12 protein-coding genes and 4 pseudogenes are annotated in these 15,112 nt (G+C 69.8%); 6 read left to right on the top strand and 10 right to left on the bottom strand.

The window, feature by feature from the left end; genetic code table 11:
• Positions 1–248: 248 nt before the first annotated feature.
• The 9 genes and pseudogenes from AC0VYN_RS16625 to AC0VYN_RS16585 all read right to left on the bottom strand — a co-directional run bounded on the left by AC0VYN_RS16625 (position 249) and on the right by AC0VYN_RS16585 (position 8,789).
• Positions 249–578 (bottom strand): MazG nucleotide pyrophosphohydrolase domain-containing protein, encoded by a 330-nt coding sequence (locus tag AC0VYN_RS16625; protein WP_475536682.1) that lies wholly within the window; start codon positions 576–578, stop codon positions 249–251.
• A gap of 225 nt (positions 579–803) precedes the next feature.
• Complete coding sequence (locus AC0VYN_RS16620; protein WP_475536681.1) at positions 804–1,124, bottom strand: hypothetical protein; 321 nt, start codon at positions 1,122–1,124, stop codon at positions 804–806.
• A 434-nt stretch (positions 1,125–1,558) separates the two neighbouring features.
• Entirely contained in the window at positions 1,559–2,311 is a 753-nt protein-coding gene (locus AC0VYN_RS16615) for an alpha/beta fold hydrolase (RefSeq protein ID WP_475536680.1), read from the bottom strand.
• A 428-nt stretch (positions 2,312–2,739) separates the two neighbouring features.
• The gene (locus AC0VYN_RS16610; protein ID WP_475536679.1) at positions 2,740–4,833 is read right to left on the bottom strand and encodes a hypothetical protein; all 2,094 of its coding nucleotides are present in this window, start codon (positions 4,831–4,833) and stop codon (positions 2,740–2,742) included.
• Between the two features lie 200 nt (positions 4,834–5,033).
• Positions 5,034–5,399, bottom strand: a complete 366-nt coding sequence (locus AC0VYN_RS16605; RefSeq protein WP_475536678.1) for a hypothetical protein — start codon at positions 5,397–5,399, stop codon at positions 5,034–5,036.
• A gap of 761 nt (positions 5,400–6,160) precedes the next feature.
• Positions 6,161–6,295: a hypothetical protein gene (locus tag AC0VYN_RS16600; RefSeq protein ID WP_475536677.1), complete on the bottom strand. Its 135-nt coding sequence runs from the start codon at positions 6,293–6,295 to the stop codon at positions 6,161–6,163.
• A 67-nt stretch (positions 6,296–6,362) separates the two neighbouring features.
• Positions 6,363–6,920, bottom strand: a pseudogene (locus tag AC0VYN_RS16595) (sigma-70 family RNA polymerase sigma factor); the annotation flags it as partial.
• A gap of 13 nt (positions 6,921–6,933) precedes the next feature.
• Positions 6,934–7,335, bottom strand: coding sequence for a YciI family protein (locus AC0VYN_RS16590; protein WP_475536676.1), 402 nt, complete (start codon positions 7,333–7,335; stop codon positions 6,934–6,936).
• Positions 7,336–7,808: 473 nt separating this feature from the next.
• Complete coding sequence (locus AC0VYN_RS16585) at positions 7,809–8,789, bottom strand: ArsR/SmtB family transcription factor (RefSeq protein ID WP_475536675.1); 981 nt, start codon at positions 8,787–8,789, stop codon at positions 7,809–7,811.
• A gap of 89 nt (positions 8,790–8,878) precedes the next feature.
• On the opposite strand from AC0VYN_RS16585, the pseudogene AC0VYN_RS16580 reads away from it, so the two are divergent.
• From AC0VYN_RS16580 to AC0VYN_RS16570, 3 genes and pseudogenes are all read left to right on the top strand, one after another.
• A pseudogene (locus AC0VYN_RS16580) lies at positions 8,879–9,157 on the top strand (MFS transporter); the annotation flags it as partial.
• Between the two features lie 163 nt (positions 9,158–9,320).
• Positions 9,321–9,905: a DinB family protein gene (locus tag AC0VYN_RS16575; RefSeq protein WP_475536674.1), complete on the top strand. Its 585-nt coding sequence runs from the start codon at positions 9,321–9,323 to the stop codon at positions 9,903–9,905.
• Positions 9,906–10,066: 161 nt separating this feature from the next.
• Positions 10,067–10,456, top strand: a pseudogene (locus AC0VYN_RS16570) (transposase); the annotation flags it as partial.
• Between the two features lie 161 nt (positions 10,457–10,617).
• Here the strand turns inward: AC0VYN_RS16570 and AC0VYN_RS16565 are convergent.
• On the bottom strand, positions 10,618–11,190 hold the full coding sequence (locus tag AC0VYN_RS16565) for a hypothetical protein (RefSeq protein ID WP_475536673.1): 573 nt from the start codon (positions 11,188–11,190) through the stop codon (positions 10,618–10,620).
• Between the two features lie 173 nt (positions 11,191–11,363).
• Here AC0VYN_RS16565 and AC0VYN_RS16560 point away from each other — a divergent pair, with 173 nt between their 5' ends.
• The 3 genes and pseudogenes from AC0VYN_RS16560 (at position 11,364) to AC0VYN_RS16550 (ending at position 15,041) form a co-directional block, all read left to right on the top strand.
• Positions 11,364–13,385: a TerD family protein gene (locus AC0VYN_RS16560; RefSeq protein ID WP_475536672.1), complete on the top strand. Its 2,022-nt coding sequence runs from the start codon at positions 11,364–11,366 to the stop codon at positions 13,383–13,385.
• A 229-nt stretch (positions 13,386–13,614) separates the two neighbouring features.
• Positions 13,615–14,360 (top strand): annotated as a pseudogene (locus AC0VYN_RS16555) (vWA domain-containing protein).
• Between the two features lie 90 nt (positions 14,361–14,450).
• Positions 14,451–15,041: a DinB family protein gene (locus AC0VYN_RS16550; protein ID WP_475536671.1), complete on the top strand. Its 591-nt coding sequence runs from the start codon at positions 14,451–14,453 to the stop codon at positions 15,039–15,041.
• Positions 15,042–15,112 lie beyond the last annotated feature (71 nt).

Here is a 15,112-nt window from a genome sequence, read left to right as displayed (position 1 = left end):
GCCCGCCGATGACGGCTGCTCAGGCGTTGTACTCGGCTCACCTGTGGTCGGTCGGCCACGCCGTCGTCCTGGTCCGGCACGATGCGGGTGACGGTGGTGCTGCGGTTGCCGATTCGAGGAATGCACCGCTGGCCGCCGGATACGGACGCGGGACGCGTGCCTTCGCCGAGCCGGTCGGCGTACTCGGCAAGCCGTTCGGCCGCGGCATGCATGCCGGGCCCTGTTCGCCGATCAGCGCCCATGTGGACCTACCGGTCGAGACGGGAGCTGATCGACTTATCCAGGTCCTCCATCGTGCGCACGAACGCGCTCTCCAGGTCGATGCCGTAGCGGTGGGCAAGGATCAGCACGGACCAAAGGCAGTCAGCCAGCTCGTGCTCCAGCGCGGCCTGGCCATCAGGCTGGTCCGACCGCGCCCCTTCCTGCGCCAGGATCAGCTTGGCCAGGTCGCCGGTGTCCCCCATGAACCCGAGCATGAACTCTTCACGAGTCCAAACCCGGCCACGTTCTCGCAGGTTCAGCTCGTCGTACAGGTCGTGGATACGCAGCGCACGCCGGCGAAGTTCGTCAAGGTCCATCGTCCGGACTGTAGCCCGGAGCCCGCCCAGTCTTCCTCCCTCGCTGCGAGCTCGCGTAGCCGCCGCTCAGGGGTAGGTCAGCAGCTCGGGGCGGGTAGGCCTTGTATGCGACAACCGGTTCCAGCAGTTCGCCGTCCTGGCGGACTGTGCGCCGGCCTGAGCAGCCCCGGCGGACAGAGGCTGTGTCAGAACAGTGCGCCAGGCCATGACGGGCGGTTCAACCGGTCACAGACCGGCGACGTCCCCGGCCCTCTTCTGCACGGAGTCGAGCGCGTCCACCACAGCGTTGTGCTGCCTCGCGCGCGCCGCCCGGTCTGCCGGCACCAGCCGCGCGGCGGCGTGTACCGCGTAGGCGTCCGGGTCGCCGAAGGCAGTCCGCGGGTGTTCTCCCGTATCCGCGCAGTGGGCCATGACCTCCTTGACCGCCTGGAGCACGACTGCCCGGTCCACGCCCGGCTGCATGGCCAGCCGCACCTGGAAACGCGCCATCCACTTTTCGCGGTCCTTCTCCCTCGCCGCGTCCGTCCTCTGGTCCTTCTTCGTCACGTGCTCTCCCGGGTGATCGGCAGCCGTCCTTCATTGAGTTGGACGCCGAGTCATCGAAGTGGGTTGCGGAAGCGAGAACCTGATGAGGCTCAAGTGACCGCCGAGGAGTACCACTACGGGACAGCTCTTCACCGACTGGTCCCCTGATACGGCGTTACAGAGCTCGTCGGTGATGACGTGGTGCTTGCTGCCCGGCCGTGCTCGGTCGACCCGGGGCCCGTTTCTGGGCCTCGTCGAGCGGCCCGGACATGCGAGGAAGCGATCACCGCCCGCGACCAGTCCAGCTGGCCTGCCGACCGCAGCCGGCGCACCCACGGCGACCGGTGGGCCGGGCGGACGGCAGGCGGCGGGTCCCGTGCGATGACGGCGGCCGAGGATCCGGGGGCGGGAAGCGGGGCGGAGGGCGGTCGGGAGGGTCGGACGGGCGGGAGGCTTCATGGGTTCTCCCCTGCTGCGAATGCCTCGATCAGTTCGGCCAGGGCTTCCGGCTTGCTGTAGTGCGCCGCGTGCGCGGCGTCCGGTACCTCGCTCGCGTGTCCGTCGGCGATCAGCTCTGTGACGCGCCGGGTCCAGACCTCGGATGCGATGGTGTCACCGGTCCCGCGGACGACGAGGGTCGGCACGGTGATCCGGGCCAGGTGACCCTCGAATGCCGTGGCGGCGTCGCGCAGCGCGTGGCGCAGGGACACGGCGAAACGTAGGGGGCCGGTGAGCAGGTAGTCCGCCGCGGCCACCACGATCAGGGCGAGCGGCTCTCGGGGCGCGTCCGCGAGCAGCCGGCCTGCCTGGCGCCAGGCGGACGCCCCCGGGGTGAGTGCCGGACCGAGCAGGACGACCCGGTGGGCCAGACTCGGATGGTGGGCCGTGAGGGCCGCGGCCACCTGGCAGCCGACCGAGTTGGCCACCAGCAGACTCGGCCCCGGCACGAGCCGGCGGTGCCAGCGGGCAAGGGCGTCGGCGGTCCGCACCACGTCGGGCATCCGGCATACGGCGGCCCGTGACCGCGCGTTGCCCGGCAGGTCCGGCACGAGCACGGTGAATCCCCTCGCCGCCAGCCGCCGCGCCAGCGGTACGAAGTAACGGCCCGAGAGTCCGAGCCCGTGCACCATTACCACCGTCGGGGCGCCGGCGCACGGCGGAGGGCCGAGGACGCGGGTGAAGAGACCGCCGTGGATGCGCTGTTCCATCCGTTCACTGTCACCGCTGCGAGGACTTGTACACCGCCGGCCTCGGCCCGTTGGCCTTCATGGCTTCCAGAAGGGGTAGTGGTGGTCGGCCGTGGGGGCCGTGCGGCCGATTCGGCCGGCCGCGGTGGCGGAAGGAGGCGCGGGGGCAGCACTCCCGGGACTCTCCGCGCCGGACTTCGGCGCGCCGCTGTCGTTCGTACGGTGCTCCGGGTCTCCCGTGCGGGGGCGCGCAACCGGGTCCTCGAGCGTGGCGCTGCAGCGGTCGGAGCGGTCGACGTCGCTACTCCCGCTTGCCCGTGGCGACCCACCCGAACAGGGCGAAGAGCCCCACGAAGAAGACAATGAGCAGGACTACGCCGAGTAGTATCCGCGTGGTGTCCGACATGCCCCCCCTTGCGCCCAGGTGAGGGACGGAAGGATGACCGCTGTCAGCGCAGCTGGTGGGCGGATTCGCCCGGGGGAAGGGTGAGGCCGCCACCGTCGGGGAGCGCGAGCACCGCGGCGACGGCGGAGCGGAGTTCCTGGTCGCCGAGGACGGCCCGGTAGTCCCGGTAGGGGGAAAGCCGCGTGTCCCGGGCCTCGACGAGGCGCAGGGCCCGCCGTGCGGCCGGCGTGACCGTGCCGATGCGCAGGAAGGCGCCGAGGGTCTCGGTCAGGTCGCCGTAGCGGTCGTCGCCGCCGGTGAAGCGCACGACGACCTCCTCCAGCACCGCCAGGGTGGGCCCCGGGTCGCCGGTGATCCTCCACAGGGCGACCGCCGCCGTCGCCTTCCCGTACTCGGCGTTCTCCATGAGCTCACGCACCCGTCCGGCGTGCGCCGCGGCGGCGGGGCCGAAGTCGGACAGGAGGAGGACCGGTCCGCGGGGCGACGCCTGCTCGTCGTGCACCGCCTCGCCCAGGCGCCGCAGGGCGGTGCCGTCGTCACCCCCCGCGATGCGCCACGCGGCCCAGGCGATCTTGTCGCGGTTGCCCGGGTGGTCGAGGACGACCGCTTCGCGCACGGCGGGCGCCGTCGAAGCGGCACCGGGTCCCATCGCCAGCAGCACGTCGACCACCCGCAACGAGTACCGCGCGTCCTTCAGCAGCGGAAGGACGACCGGGAGCGCGGGCAGGGCGTCCGGCCCCCACTTCTCGGCGACGTGCAGCAGCGTGCCCATGATCTGGCCGTGGTCGCCGTGCCGCTCGTGGTCCTGCCGCACCTCCTCCAGCAGCGCGGGCAGCAGGACGTCCGCGTGCTCGCGCAGCGGCGCGAGGACGTCGTGCATTTCCGGCCGGCGCGGATCGCCTGCCACCCAACTGCGCCCGTACTGCTCCCGGTAGGGCGCCCAGAGCGACTCGACCAGGCCGGGGAGGCCGCGGGGGTCGCCCAGCCGGACCAGGGCCCAGCGTGCGAAGTCGCCGACGGTCCCCTCGCTCCAGGAGATGTCGTCGGTTCCGGGATCGTCGAGCAGTGCCGCCAGACGGTCGGCGTACGGGCCGGAGTCAGGGGCGAGCATCGCGAGGAGGTGCGCGGCCTTGAGCCGCACGGAGTCGTCGGCACAGTCCAGCAGCCGTGCCGCGAGGGGCAGCACCGTCGGTGCCGCGGAACGCCGGAGCACCAGGTGCCGCCACGCCTCGTCCAGGACGACCCGGCGCAGCCCGTCGTCCTCGGTGCGTTCCGCCGCCTCGGCCAGCCGGGTCACGAAAGACAGGGCGGCCGCGGGTACGTGGTCGAGGAGACCGGACACACATGCGGCGACGTCGTCCCGGGTGAAGGGGATCTCCACGTCCGGCAGCCACCAGACCTGCTCGAACCGGGGCCGTACGGCCGGATCGGTGAGGACGTCCAGCAGCAGGTCGGCATACCGGAGGGGGGCGTCACCGTCGAGGGACGCCCGGGCGATCACGGCTGCCGCCTTCATCACCGGCTCGTCGTCGCGCAGCACCCTGCTCAGCACTGCCTCCACCGCGCCGGCGAACCGGTGCCGGCCGCCGGGTGACCCGGTGCCGGGCCCGCCGGCGGTCGTCGCCGCGCGGGTGCCCAGTGCCAGCAGGAGGGGCAGGCGTACGGCGGGGTCCGTCTCGGCGTGCCACCGCTCCAGCAGTGCGTCGTCGTCCGCGAGGGGGAGTGCGGCCCGCCGGACGCTCGGCGCGGGGTCCGCGAGGAGCGCCGTGATCGTGTCGCCCTGGCGCCGCCACTCCTCCCGCCACGCTCCGTGCGTGCCCTGTTCACCGGCCTCGCGTGCCGCTGCGTTCATGGCGCCGAGCAGTTCGACGAGGGTGATTCGTGCGCCGTTGGCGGGGTCGGAGGCGAGCGCCGTGAGAAACGGCAGGGCCGCGGCCGCGGCCGACGGCAGTCCGCCTCCCGGGGCGAACAGGCAGGAGTACAGCGGGTGGCAGTCCTCGTCCGTCGCCGCCGGGCCTCGCCTGACGAGGCGACGCAGCGCCCGCGGGACCTCCTTGACCGGATGGTGCTCCGGCAGGCCCGTCCGGAAGCGGCTCCAGTCCACCGCGTCCACCGCCTCGACCGAAGTCCCCGCCACTGCCACCCCATAAGTCCGCCGTACGTCGACCGACCGACATCCTGGCATCGACGCCATGGGGTGGTCACCCCGGAACACGGAAGGTTTGCCGGGATGCGCGCGTCGCGCATCAAGCCGGGACGCCGGCTGCGGGAGTCCTCGCCGAGCTCTGGCAGGCCGACGGCTACGGGCGCGGCATGGCCGTACGCCTGGCCCGCGGGTCAGGACACAGGGATGGGGCGTCGGCCGGGGCGTTCGCGCCACTGCTCGGCTTCGGGATCCCAGGTGAATCTGACGAGGCGCCCGTTTCTTCGTACCGTCATCGCCGTCCAGCGGCCCGGGTGTGTCCAGCAGATTGTCGCTGCCGTGCCAGGGCGTCGGTCGGCGTCGCTGACTGGCGCGTCGGCGCCGCACAGTGCGGGGAGTTGGGCGAGGGCTTCGGGTGCGATGTCGACTGTCATCTCGATCTGCCAGCCGTCCTCCGTGCGGAGGTGGATGGCGTGGACGTCGTCGGCGGGCTCGTCCAGGCCGGCCCGCGCCTGGCGCCCGATGAACCGGCGCAGGATCTCGCGGGTTCCTGTGCTCATGCCCTTCGCGTTAGCGCCACCATGACTGTGGGGCGTTCCATGGGGGCGAGGTAACCGCACCCTTCTTAGTCTAGACCAAACCAGACTTCTGGCCGGATCGGCCGGGTCCGGTCCGACGAATTCCTCGTGACGGACATCGGGCCGACCGAGCAGCCGTGCGCCGTGGGAATCTGCTCCAGGCAGGTCTTGGTGTGGCCGTCGAACGGTGCGACCGTGTCGGCTCCGCCGCACCCGTACGGCTCTCAGACTTTCCGGCGTCACCGACGCACCGTCGCTGGGGGCCAGTTGGAAGACGGCCCGCACCGAGGGATTGGACAGGTCCCCCGCTGCCGCGCTCACACGGCCCGCAGTTCACCCCCGGACTTATCCGACACCTGTCCCCAGATGAAGCAGAAGCCCCTCCGGGTCGTAGCCGCCGACGGAGCGGCCCGAGACACCGATAGCCGCCAGGCTGCTTGAGTCACGCCGCCAGCGGCGTCCAGTCCGAGCAGGGCATCCGGTGCGCGCTGAGCGGAGGCGAGCGGTACAGCCCCTACGACGACCGCTATATCCAGGCCCAGCCGGCCTGGACATCGAACGCGTGGTCCCGCTCTCCGAGGCCTGGGACACTCCGGCTCCTCCAACTGGCGGCGGCAGAGCGGGAGGCCTACACCAACGACCTCGGCGACAACCGCGCCCTGATCGCCGTCTCGGCCGCCTCGAACCGCTCCGCACTGCGCTCCAGCTCTCCCCCGGGGGGAGGGCCGCCTCTTTGTGTTTCGTCAGGTCATGCTCCGCAACGCCGTCCGCGCCGCCGCCACGACCGCCGGCCAGCGCGCGGCCGCCAGGTCGTCCGAGTCGGGAGCCTCCCCCAGTCCATCGTTCAGGAGGTTCAGCAGATCCGCCAGTGCGCGCATGGCCCACGCCTCGGCATCGTCACCGGACCTCGCATCCGCCCCACCACTGAGGCCTCTGTGGTGGTCGGGTTGGAAGGACGGCAGGCAGCCGCTCCTCCCAGTGGTCGGGGCGGCCGAAACGCGTGCCCTTCACCCGCTGCTTGGCCCGGCTGATCCGCTGGGCCGTCGTCGCCTCCGGTATCAGATACGCGCGGGCGATCTCGGCCGTCGTCAGACCGCCGACGGCCCGCAGCGTCAACGCGATCTGGGCGGGCGGGGGCAGATCGGGGTGGCAGCAGAGGAAGAACAGGGTCAGCGTGTCGTCCTCGGAGGGCGCACGATCCGACTCGGGCGGCGAGGCGGTGAAGGCGTCGCGCGGTGTGAGCACCACCGCCTTCTCCTCACGCAGCCGCCGCGCCTGATCACTGCGGAGCGCGTCCGTGAGCCGCCGCGAGGCGACCCTGATCAGCCAGCCCCGCGGATTGTCCGGAACCCCCGACTCGGGCCATTGCCCGGCCGCTGCCAGCAGCGCCTCCTGGACGGCGTCCTCGGCGGCCTCGAAGTGCCCGTACCGGCGTACGAGCGCGCCGAGGACCTGCGGCGCGTGCAGGCGCAGCAGGCCCTCGACCTCGCTCGTACGTCTCAAACGTCTCCCCTGCTCACACCTCGCCGAGCGGCCGGATGACGACGGGGTACGTGTTCGCGCCCTCGGGAACGGGGCTCTGGATGACCCGCGCGGCGATCTCCGTGACCCGCTCCAGGCTCTCGCACTCCAGGAGCCAGTAACCGGCAATCACTTCCTTGGTCTCGCCGTACGGCCCGTCGGTGATCACGGGCTTGCCGTCCGCGCCGGCGCTGACGAGGCGGGTCCTGGCAGGTTCGGCCAGCCCCTGGGCATCGATGAACTCGCCTGTCTCGGCGAGGTCGTTGTTGATCGCCCCCATGTGCTGGAACATCGCCTGCATGTCCTTGTCGCTCCAGGCCGGGAGACCGGCGGCGGGCTTGCCCGCCTGGGCCTCGTAGTCCACCTGCGCGCCCTGCACCATCACCAGGTACTTCATGAGTCCGCTCCTTCGGCTCGGGCCGCCCGTGGTGGGTGGCTCTCACAGGGGACGTCGGAGCCGGCCCGCGCTTCTCTACACGCTCGCGGAAGCTTTTCAGGCCCGCGAGAGGCGCGTCAGGAGTCTGACTGCTCGGCCCTGCGACCGCCGGTCCGCTCTCCATCATGGGCGGGCTCCGACTCGGCCTCGTACGCCCGGCACCCGGGATTCTTGCACGGGCCGGGACGCCACATGGGCACGAACACACCCAGGGTCTTGTGCCGGCGCATGACCTGCTCGACCTGGCGGCCACAAACGGGGCAAAAGCACTTATAATTGGCCATATTCTCAGGATATTACGGTACAGCCCGGGCCGACAGGTGAGCGACGTGCCTGCGTCAGCTAGCCTCGGCAGCCGACAGACTCGGGCAGCGCCCAAGCCTCGGCAACATCATCTGCTGGCGGCGCTTCAAAAGCAGTGTTGATCTGAGCCCTCAGCCCGAACCGGCGACCAGCGCCTCGCCGAGCGGGGTGCGTCGGTAGAGCACCGACCGTCCGGACCGGGCACGGACGAGCAGCCCCGCGCCTCGCAGGATGGCGAGGTGGTCTCCCACCGCGCCGGGTGCCATGGCGAGGCTTCGGGCGAGGTGGCTGGTACTGGCCGGGGCGTCCAGCGCCACCAGCAGCCGGGCTCGGGCCCGGCCGACCAGAGCGGTCAGCGTGTCCGGTCGAAGAACGGTCGCTTGTTCGCCCCACAGGGCGGCGGTGCCGCGGGCGGGATAGACCAAGGTCCTCGGCCAGGGGTTTTCCAGGTGGGCGGCGATATTCGCGACGAAGACCGAAGGGATCAGCAGTAGCCCGTCGCCGGCGAGGCGGACGTTTCCGACTGGAGGGAAGAAGCCGATCTCGATACCACCGGCGCGCCAGGCGATGCTCGGGTGCAGGCTCTCGATGGTCGTGGCCCATCCGTGTTCGCCGATCACACCCACCCGGTGCACGACATCGCGTTCACAGATCGCGCGCAGTTGCGGCCAGTCCGTGGCGAGCAGTTCGCGCCACGCCTGGTCCATCGCCTCGGCGATCCTGGAGACGGCGTCCGCGGAGTCCAGCACTGCGCGTACGCGGGGATCACGGGCGGACGGGCCGGTCGCGGTGGTGGCGAATTCGTGGCGGGCCTCTTCGAGCGGTGTGGCCCGGATCATGGCCAGGTCGTCTGCCCAGGTCTGGTTGAGGCCGCGCGGGGGCGGGGCGACGAAGTTCGGCCCGGACTGCGGGGTTTGCAGGGCGAGGGCGGCGTCCAGTTCGGTCTCGCGGCGAAGCCGTTCAAAGGCCGGCAGGAGCCGGGCGGCCCAGGCTCGCGGCAGCGGCCGGCTCTGGCCGGTGAGCGAGCGCAGCAACAGGCAGAGATCTATCGCAGGCGAGAGCGCGAAGCGGCTGCGCAGCAGGTCCTCGACGGAGACTTCGAAGCGGAGCACCCGGCGATGTTACCGCCGGACGTCTCTTCCGATTCGTCCGGCGACGAATCATTGGTGAGTGGCCCGGGCGCACGGCGAGGCTGGGCGTCATGATCCCAACCGCCGAACCAGCGCAGGGCAACCACCGTGCCACCTACCGGGAGGTGCTGGCCGAGCCGCGATTCCGGCTGCTCTTCTCGAGCCGCGCCGTCGCGATCACAGCGGGCTCGCTGCGAATCACCACGTTTTCGGTGCTGATCTTCGCTACCACCGGGTCCGCGCTGTTGAGCGCACTCGCCTTCGGCATCGGCTGCCTCCCGCAGTTGTTCGGCTCACTGCTGCTGGGCGCACTGGCCGACCAACTGCCGCCCCGCGCGCTCATCGCCGGCGTCGGTGACGAGCCGTCACGCACCTCACCGCCACGTCTCTCTGACAGGCAGGCGTCCCGGCAAGCTCATTGTGCTAGGAGTCCCAACTCGGCTCTCCAGTCGTCGTTGTGAACCACGTGCGGGATCCTGAGACCACGAACAGCCCACGGAAGGTTCATGCAGCATGATCGATGAATTCGCGAAGGACAGCCTGCACGGGAGGCTGCGGCGGGACCGCAAGGCGCTGCTCTGGAAGCTCGACGGCCTGTCCGAGTACGACGCCCGCCGACCTCTGACAGCGACCGGGACCAATCTCCTCGGCCTGGTCAAGCACGCGGCCAGCGTCGAGGCCAGGTACTTCGGCGAGGTCTTCGACCGCCCTTCCCCGGAGCGACTGCCCCCGTGGCAGGATCACGACGGCAGCGATATGTGGGCGACGGAGGACGAGACCCGCGATCAGATCATCGGGTTCTACCGGCGCACATGGGAAAACTCGGACGCGACGATCAATGAGCTTCCCCTCGACGCCCCCGGCCACGTGCCGTGGTGGCCGGAACCTCGTCCCAACACGAACCTGTTCGCCGTCATGGTCCATGTCCTCGGCGAGAGCAACCGGCATGCCGGACACGCCGACATCCTGCGAGAAGGCCTCGACGGCCGCACCGGGATGCGCCCCGAACACGAGGAGCGGATCGACGAGGAAGCCCGTGCGGCGCACTGCGCGAAGATCGAGCAGGCCGCCAGGTCGGCCGCATCAATCAAGGCTTAGCCTCGGGCTTTCACGAGGTGGGCCGTCCAAGAGCTGATCAGAAACACGGAAAGTGCCCTTGACCTGCAACGATAGGACTTGCTGAGGGTCCTGTTGGCTGCAAGGAAAAGAGCACTTTCCAGGTGAGAGAGCCTATCTCGTCGTACCCACGTGTCCGTGTCGTGCGGATCACCTGCTTTGCCACCAATACCGCCGGCCGGCCGATCGCCGAGCTCCGCCACCGGCTGCGGGCCCGGGCCGAAGACCGGATCCGGGCCGCCCGCGCGACCGGCCTGCGCAACCTGCCCCTGCACACCACAGCCCAGAACAAGGTCTGGCTGGAGATCATCCAGATCGCCCTCGACCTGCTGGCCTGGATGCCCATGCTCGCCCTGACCGGCAAGGCCAGGCTCTGGGAGCCCCGCCGCCTGCGGTTCCGCCTGTTCACCGCGGCCGGACAACTCGTCACCACCGGCCGCCGACGGATCCTCCGCCTCGCCCGGCACTGGCCCTTCACCGGCCTCATCACCGCAGCCCTCGACCGGCTCGCACTCCTGCCGAACCCTGACTGACCAGCGGATCCCCCGTCCCTACGACAGCCCTTCACCACCCGGAGCAGTGGAATCCGGCGCCACCCCGAGACGACACTCGGGCCCTCGGCCTGCCCACCCTCAACTCACGGCACGAAAACGGTCCACCGACTCCGTCGGCGGACCGTCACGAAAGATCGAGGCTAGCGCTGTTGCCTGTTCTCAAGCCAAACGCCGACTTCACGTCGGAACTCCCGGTCTTCGTCCTTCCTGGCGAGCCACTCCACCTCCCACTTCAACTCGCGCAGGACCCCCGGGGAGCCGGCGGGATCCCGCACCGCGTACACGGCCGCACCCGTTTCGTACGTGTCGGCCAAGAGCCAGACGCTGTTGTCCAGTGCCAGCATGGCGAAGCCGGGGCGGCCAGCACGCATGCCGAGGAACGACGCCGCGCCGGCCCCCATGACGTCCCACCGTTCCAGCAGGCGGACCCGGTGCCAGACGTGCATCGTGCGCCGCCGGCGGTCTTCCGCAGCGGTCCGGGTTCCCCTGGGCAACATGAGGAGGAACTCGCGATTCTCGTCGATCAGGCCGGAGGACGTGGCGAGGTCGTACCAGGCCTTGTTGAGCCGCTCCACGAAGCGCGGATCGTCGTACTCGACCAGGCAGAACCCGAAAACCCGCTCTCGTTCGTACCCCAGGACATGCGGTATCGCCGAGCCTGGGACCGCGTCGGGTATCACCTCGAGCCCGGCTCGCAGCAGCGGTTTGGTCACGGTTCAGCGCCGGCCACCGCTGTCACACACCTGGCTTCACGGAACCTCCACGATCGAGCTCGGTGCGTATTACAGTTTTCTACGCGCGACTCGTCATCTTGTGCCGCACAAGGGACGGATGGGCGGGATCTTCCGCATGTTCAGGATATGCCGTTGGGGGCTTTGTGCAGGAAATGATCATGGGTTCGAATGTGGCCCTGGCGGACCTGAGCGACGACGTCGGTTCGGTGATCGTCAGTCTGGGCTGGGTCAGCCCTACCGGCGAGGGCGACGCGGATGTGTCGGTACTGCTGCTGGACGTGAACGGCAAGGTGCGCAGCGACGGCGACTTCTACTTCTACAACCATCCGGTGGCCGCTGACGGAAGCGTGCAGCTTCTCGGCAAGACGCCAACAGCGGACGGTAGTGAGGACCGGATCAGCTTCGACCTCACCGCCATGCCGTCCGAGATCGATCGAGTCGTCGTCGCCGCGAGCAGATACGGCGAAGCCCGCTTCGGTGAGCTGGAGGACGTGAGGATCACGCTGGCCGACGCGGCCGGTGAAAGCCTGCTGAGGTTCTCCGTCGACGACGCAGGTTCCGTGACGGCGGTCATCTTCGGCGAGCTGTACCGACGGGGCGAGGGATGGAAGTTCCGTGCCGTCGGGCAGGGCTACGAGAGCGGCCTTGCGGGGCTGGCGACGGACTTCGGGGTCGACATCGAGGACGACGCGGCCACGGAGGCGGAAGCAGCACTCGCCGGCGCGGAAGCCGACGAGCAGGTCGATGCGGCGGCTCCGACGCCGGCCGAGGAGTCGGCCGGGCAGGCGACGCTGGAGGCCATCCCGGCGCCTCGCCGGCCTGAGGGCGAGGCCGGCGAGCCGAGAAAGCCGGCCAGCCGCCCTCGCACCGCGAAGAAGAAGGTCACCCTCCCCAAGACGGTCAAGAAGACCCTGGCGGAGAACGACGCCTGGAGGCAGGCCAGGCTCTTCCCTGTCTCGATGCTCAAGAGCGACCGGGACCGTGAGATGCGTGCCACCTCGGTGCTGCTGGCGGTGATGGCGCAGGTGCCGGAGTTCAGCAGGAGGCTCACCGCGGGATTCGGGGCTCCGGCGGGCCGTGTGGAGACGTTCACGGAGGTCTCCCTGCCTCACGGGGACAGTCCGCGGCGCCCGGACGGGGTGATCCGGGTGGAGCGGGCGGGCAAGCTGTGGACCGCGCTGGTCGAGACGAAGACCAACGGCAACGCGCTCAAGGCCGACCAGGTGCAGGCGTACATGGACATCGCCGCACGCCGCGGCTACGAGGCCGTGATCACGCTGACGAACGACGTCGCGCTGGAGGGCAGCCCGCTCGTCGACGTCAAGATCGACAAGCGGCGCAAGCACAAGGTGGCCCTCTGGCATCTGTCCTGGGCGGAAGTCGCCTACCAGGCACAGATGCTGATCAGGCACGAAGGTGTGGGCAACGTGGCGCATGCCTGGCTTCTGCAGGAACTGCTGCACTACCTGCAGCACGAGAACTCCGGCTGCCACGGCTTCCAGAACATGGGCCCCGCCTGGGTTCCCGTGCGCAACGGCATCGACGACGAAACACTGTGCCAGGGCGACACCCGGGCGCTGGAAGTGGTCGAGAACTGGGAACGGCTCATCCGCCAGGTCTGCCTCAGGCTGGGCGGCGAACTCGGGCAGAAGGTCCTACCCGTCCAGCGCGCCAAGCGCGGAGCAGACCCCAAGGAGCGCCGAAACCGCCTGGCCGATCAGCTCTGCCTCGACGGGCGGCTCCTGGCAGAGCTGCGTATCGACGGCACCCCCGGCGTCCTGACCGTCAGCGCCGACCTGCGCACCGGCAAACTGCGTACCGGCATCGACATTCCGGCCCCCGAGCAGGGCTACCCCCTGAGCTGGGCCAAGCGACTCGTCCGGCGCCTGGCCGAGGCCCCGGCGGACCTCCATGTCGAAACCCTCGTCGACGGCGACAGCCCAGGCCCACGCGGAACCCTGGAGCGCCTGCGCCCCGAACCGGCGGACCTGCTCCCCAAGGACAACGCCAAAATCACCGGGTTCCGTCTGTCCCTGCTCAAGAGCATGGGAAGCGGCCGCGGCAACGCCGAATCCGGCTTCATCCGCAGCGTGGACGATGCCGTGCACCGCTTCTACACCTCCGTCGTCGTCCACCTGGACACCCCGACGCCACGCCGGACGCAGCCCAAGTAACGCCCCACGAGCGGATGACACCCGGGCACAGACGACAGCAACTCCGCCTGTGCCCGCCGCGAGACCGTCCTCTTGTGCAGGCCCTCACCCACCCGGCCTCTGCAAGAGGACACTCGCACCGGCGCCATGACACTCGCCAACGCCCGGTCATCCAGTCAAAAGCAGCACTGTTCGCAGCCGAAGAGGCAAACGCCGGCCCTGTTCGAGAGCGGGGCGCCGCCACGGAGGAGTGATCCTGACGAACGGCAGCACATACACCGGGGCCGTAAGCCTGACCAAGATGCAGGAGAGGGCACCTGATCTGGTCAGCCTGTTGAAACGGCCGGTGACAGCGTACGCAGCCACGGGCTGGAGGACGCGCGGGCGGCGGTGTACCTCGTGCTGGACCGCTCCGGGTCAATGCGGCCCCATTACCAGAACGGCACCATGCAGCATCTGGCCGAGCAGGTTCTGTCTCTATCGGCCCACTTCGACGACGACGGCACCGTTCCGGTGGTGTTCTTCTCCACCGACGTCGACGGAACCGCCGACCTGACCCTCGGCACACACGGCGGCCGCATCAACAAACTGCACGAAAACCTCGGGCACATGAGACGCACCAACTACCACTGGGCCATGGACGAGGTCATCGACCACTACTTGGAGTCGGGCAGCCACTGCCCGGCCCTGGTCATCTTCCAGACCGACGGCGGCCCCACCAGCAGGACCGCTGCCGAACGCTACCTGTGCAAAGCCGCCCGCCTCCCCCTGTTCTGGCAGTTCATCGGCTTCGGCGACCCCGACGACAACGAATTCACGTTTCTGCGCAAGCTGGACACCCTCGCCGTCCCCACCCGCCGCATCGTCGACAACGCGGGCTTCTTCCACGCCGGCCGCACCCCGCAGGCCATCCCCGACCACCACCTCTTCGACGAGCTCCTGCGGGAATTCCCCGACTGGCTGGCCACCGCCCGCACCGCCGGCATCCTGGAGTAGCCCACTGCGCTGACGAGTGCGTCTGCCTGTTGGTGGAATGCTGAAGCCCGGGCGTATGGACAGAGATCATGCGAGTGGCAGACTTGCCTCATGACCGCATCAGACCCCGCAGCTGATCTTCACTTCTATCTGCAGTCCGCCCGTGATGCCCTGCTGTGGAAGCTCGAAGGGCTCTCGGAGTACCACATCCGCCGTCCGTCGACGCCTACCGGCACCAACCTTCTCGGCCTGGTGAAGCACGCGGCCGGCGTGGAGCTGGGCTACCTCGGCGACACCTTCGGACGACCGTCCGGTGAACCACTGCCCTGGCTGGAAGACGGTGCCGAGGCGAACGCGGACATGTGGGTCACCGCCGACGAGTCACGCGAGTACATCGTCGAGCTCTACCGCCGGGCGTGGGCCCACGCGGACGCGACACTCGACACGCTGGCGCTGGACACGATCGGCAAGGTGCCGTGGTGGCCCAGCGGGAAGGACGAGGTGACCTTGCACCACGCCGTGGTGCGCGTGATCGCTGACACGCACCGGCACGCCGGCCATGCCGACATCATTCGGGAGCTCATGGACGGCGCCGTGGGGATGAACAAGGGCAACGACAGCATGGCGCCGGGCGACTCGACATGGTGGGGGAACCATCGGAGCCGTCTGGAGCATGCAGCTCAGGAAGCCGACCGACGCTAGGGGCATGTCCGTTGCGCCCCGGAGCCCTTGCGTCTCCCCCGCACCGTCCGCGGAGCGAGCCGACCGCGCCA

It is taken from the genome of Streptomyces sp. 63XJN7_1_ISO-PGPR-S23-121 (assembly GCF_056173025.1).
Note: the sequence above shows the minus strand (reverse complement) of the source record. Positions and strands in the feature narration are given on the sequence as shown.

Excerpts from the sequence above, each read along its gene's own strand:
- AC0VYN_RS16625 (WP_475536682.1), bottom strand. The coding sequence starts at position 578 with ATGGACCTTGACGAACTTCGCCGGCGTGCGCTGCGTATCCACGACCTG.
- AC0VYN_RS16615 (WP_475536680.1), bottom strand. The coding sequence starts at position 2,311 with ATGGAACAGCGCATCCACGGCGGTCTCTTCACCCGCGTCCTCGGCCCT.
- AC0VYN_RS16605 (WP_475536678.1), bottom strand. The coding sequence starts at position 5,399 with ATGAGCACAGGAACCCGCGAGATCCTGCGCCGGTTCATCGGGCGCCAG.
- AC0VYN_RS16600 (WP_475536677.1), bottom strand. The coding sequence starts at position 6,295 with ATGCGCGCACTGGCGGATCTGCTGAACCTCCTGAACGATGGACTGGGG.
- AC0VYN_RS16590 (WP_475536676.1), bottom strand. The coding sequence starts at position 7,335 with ATGAAGTACCTGGTGATGGTGCAGGGCGCGCAGGTGGACTACGAGGCC.
- AC0VYN_RS16575 (WP_475536674.1), top strand. The coding sequence starts at position 9,321 with ATGATCGATGAATTCGCGAAGGACAGCCTGCACGGGAGGCTGCGGCGG.
- AC0VYN_RS16560 (WP_475536672.1), top strand. The coding sequence starts at position 11,364 with ATGATCATGGGTTCGAATGTGGCCCTGGCGGACCTGAGCGACGACGTC.
- AC0VYN_RS16550 (WP_475536671.1), top strand. The coding sequence starts at position 14,451 with ATGACCGCATCAGACCCCGCAGCTGATCTTCACTTCTATCTGCAGTCC.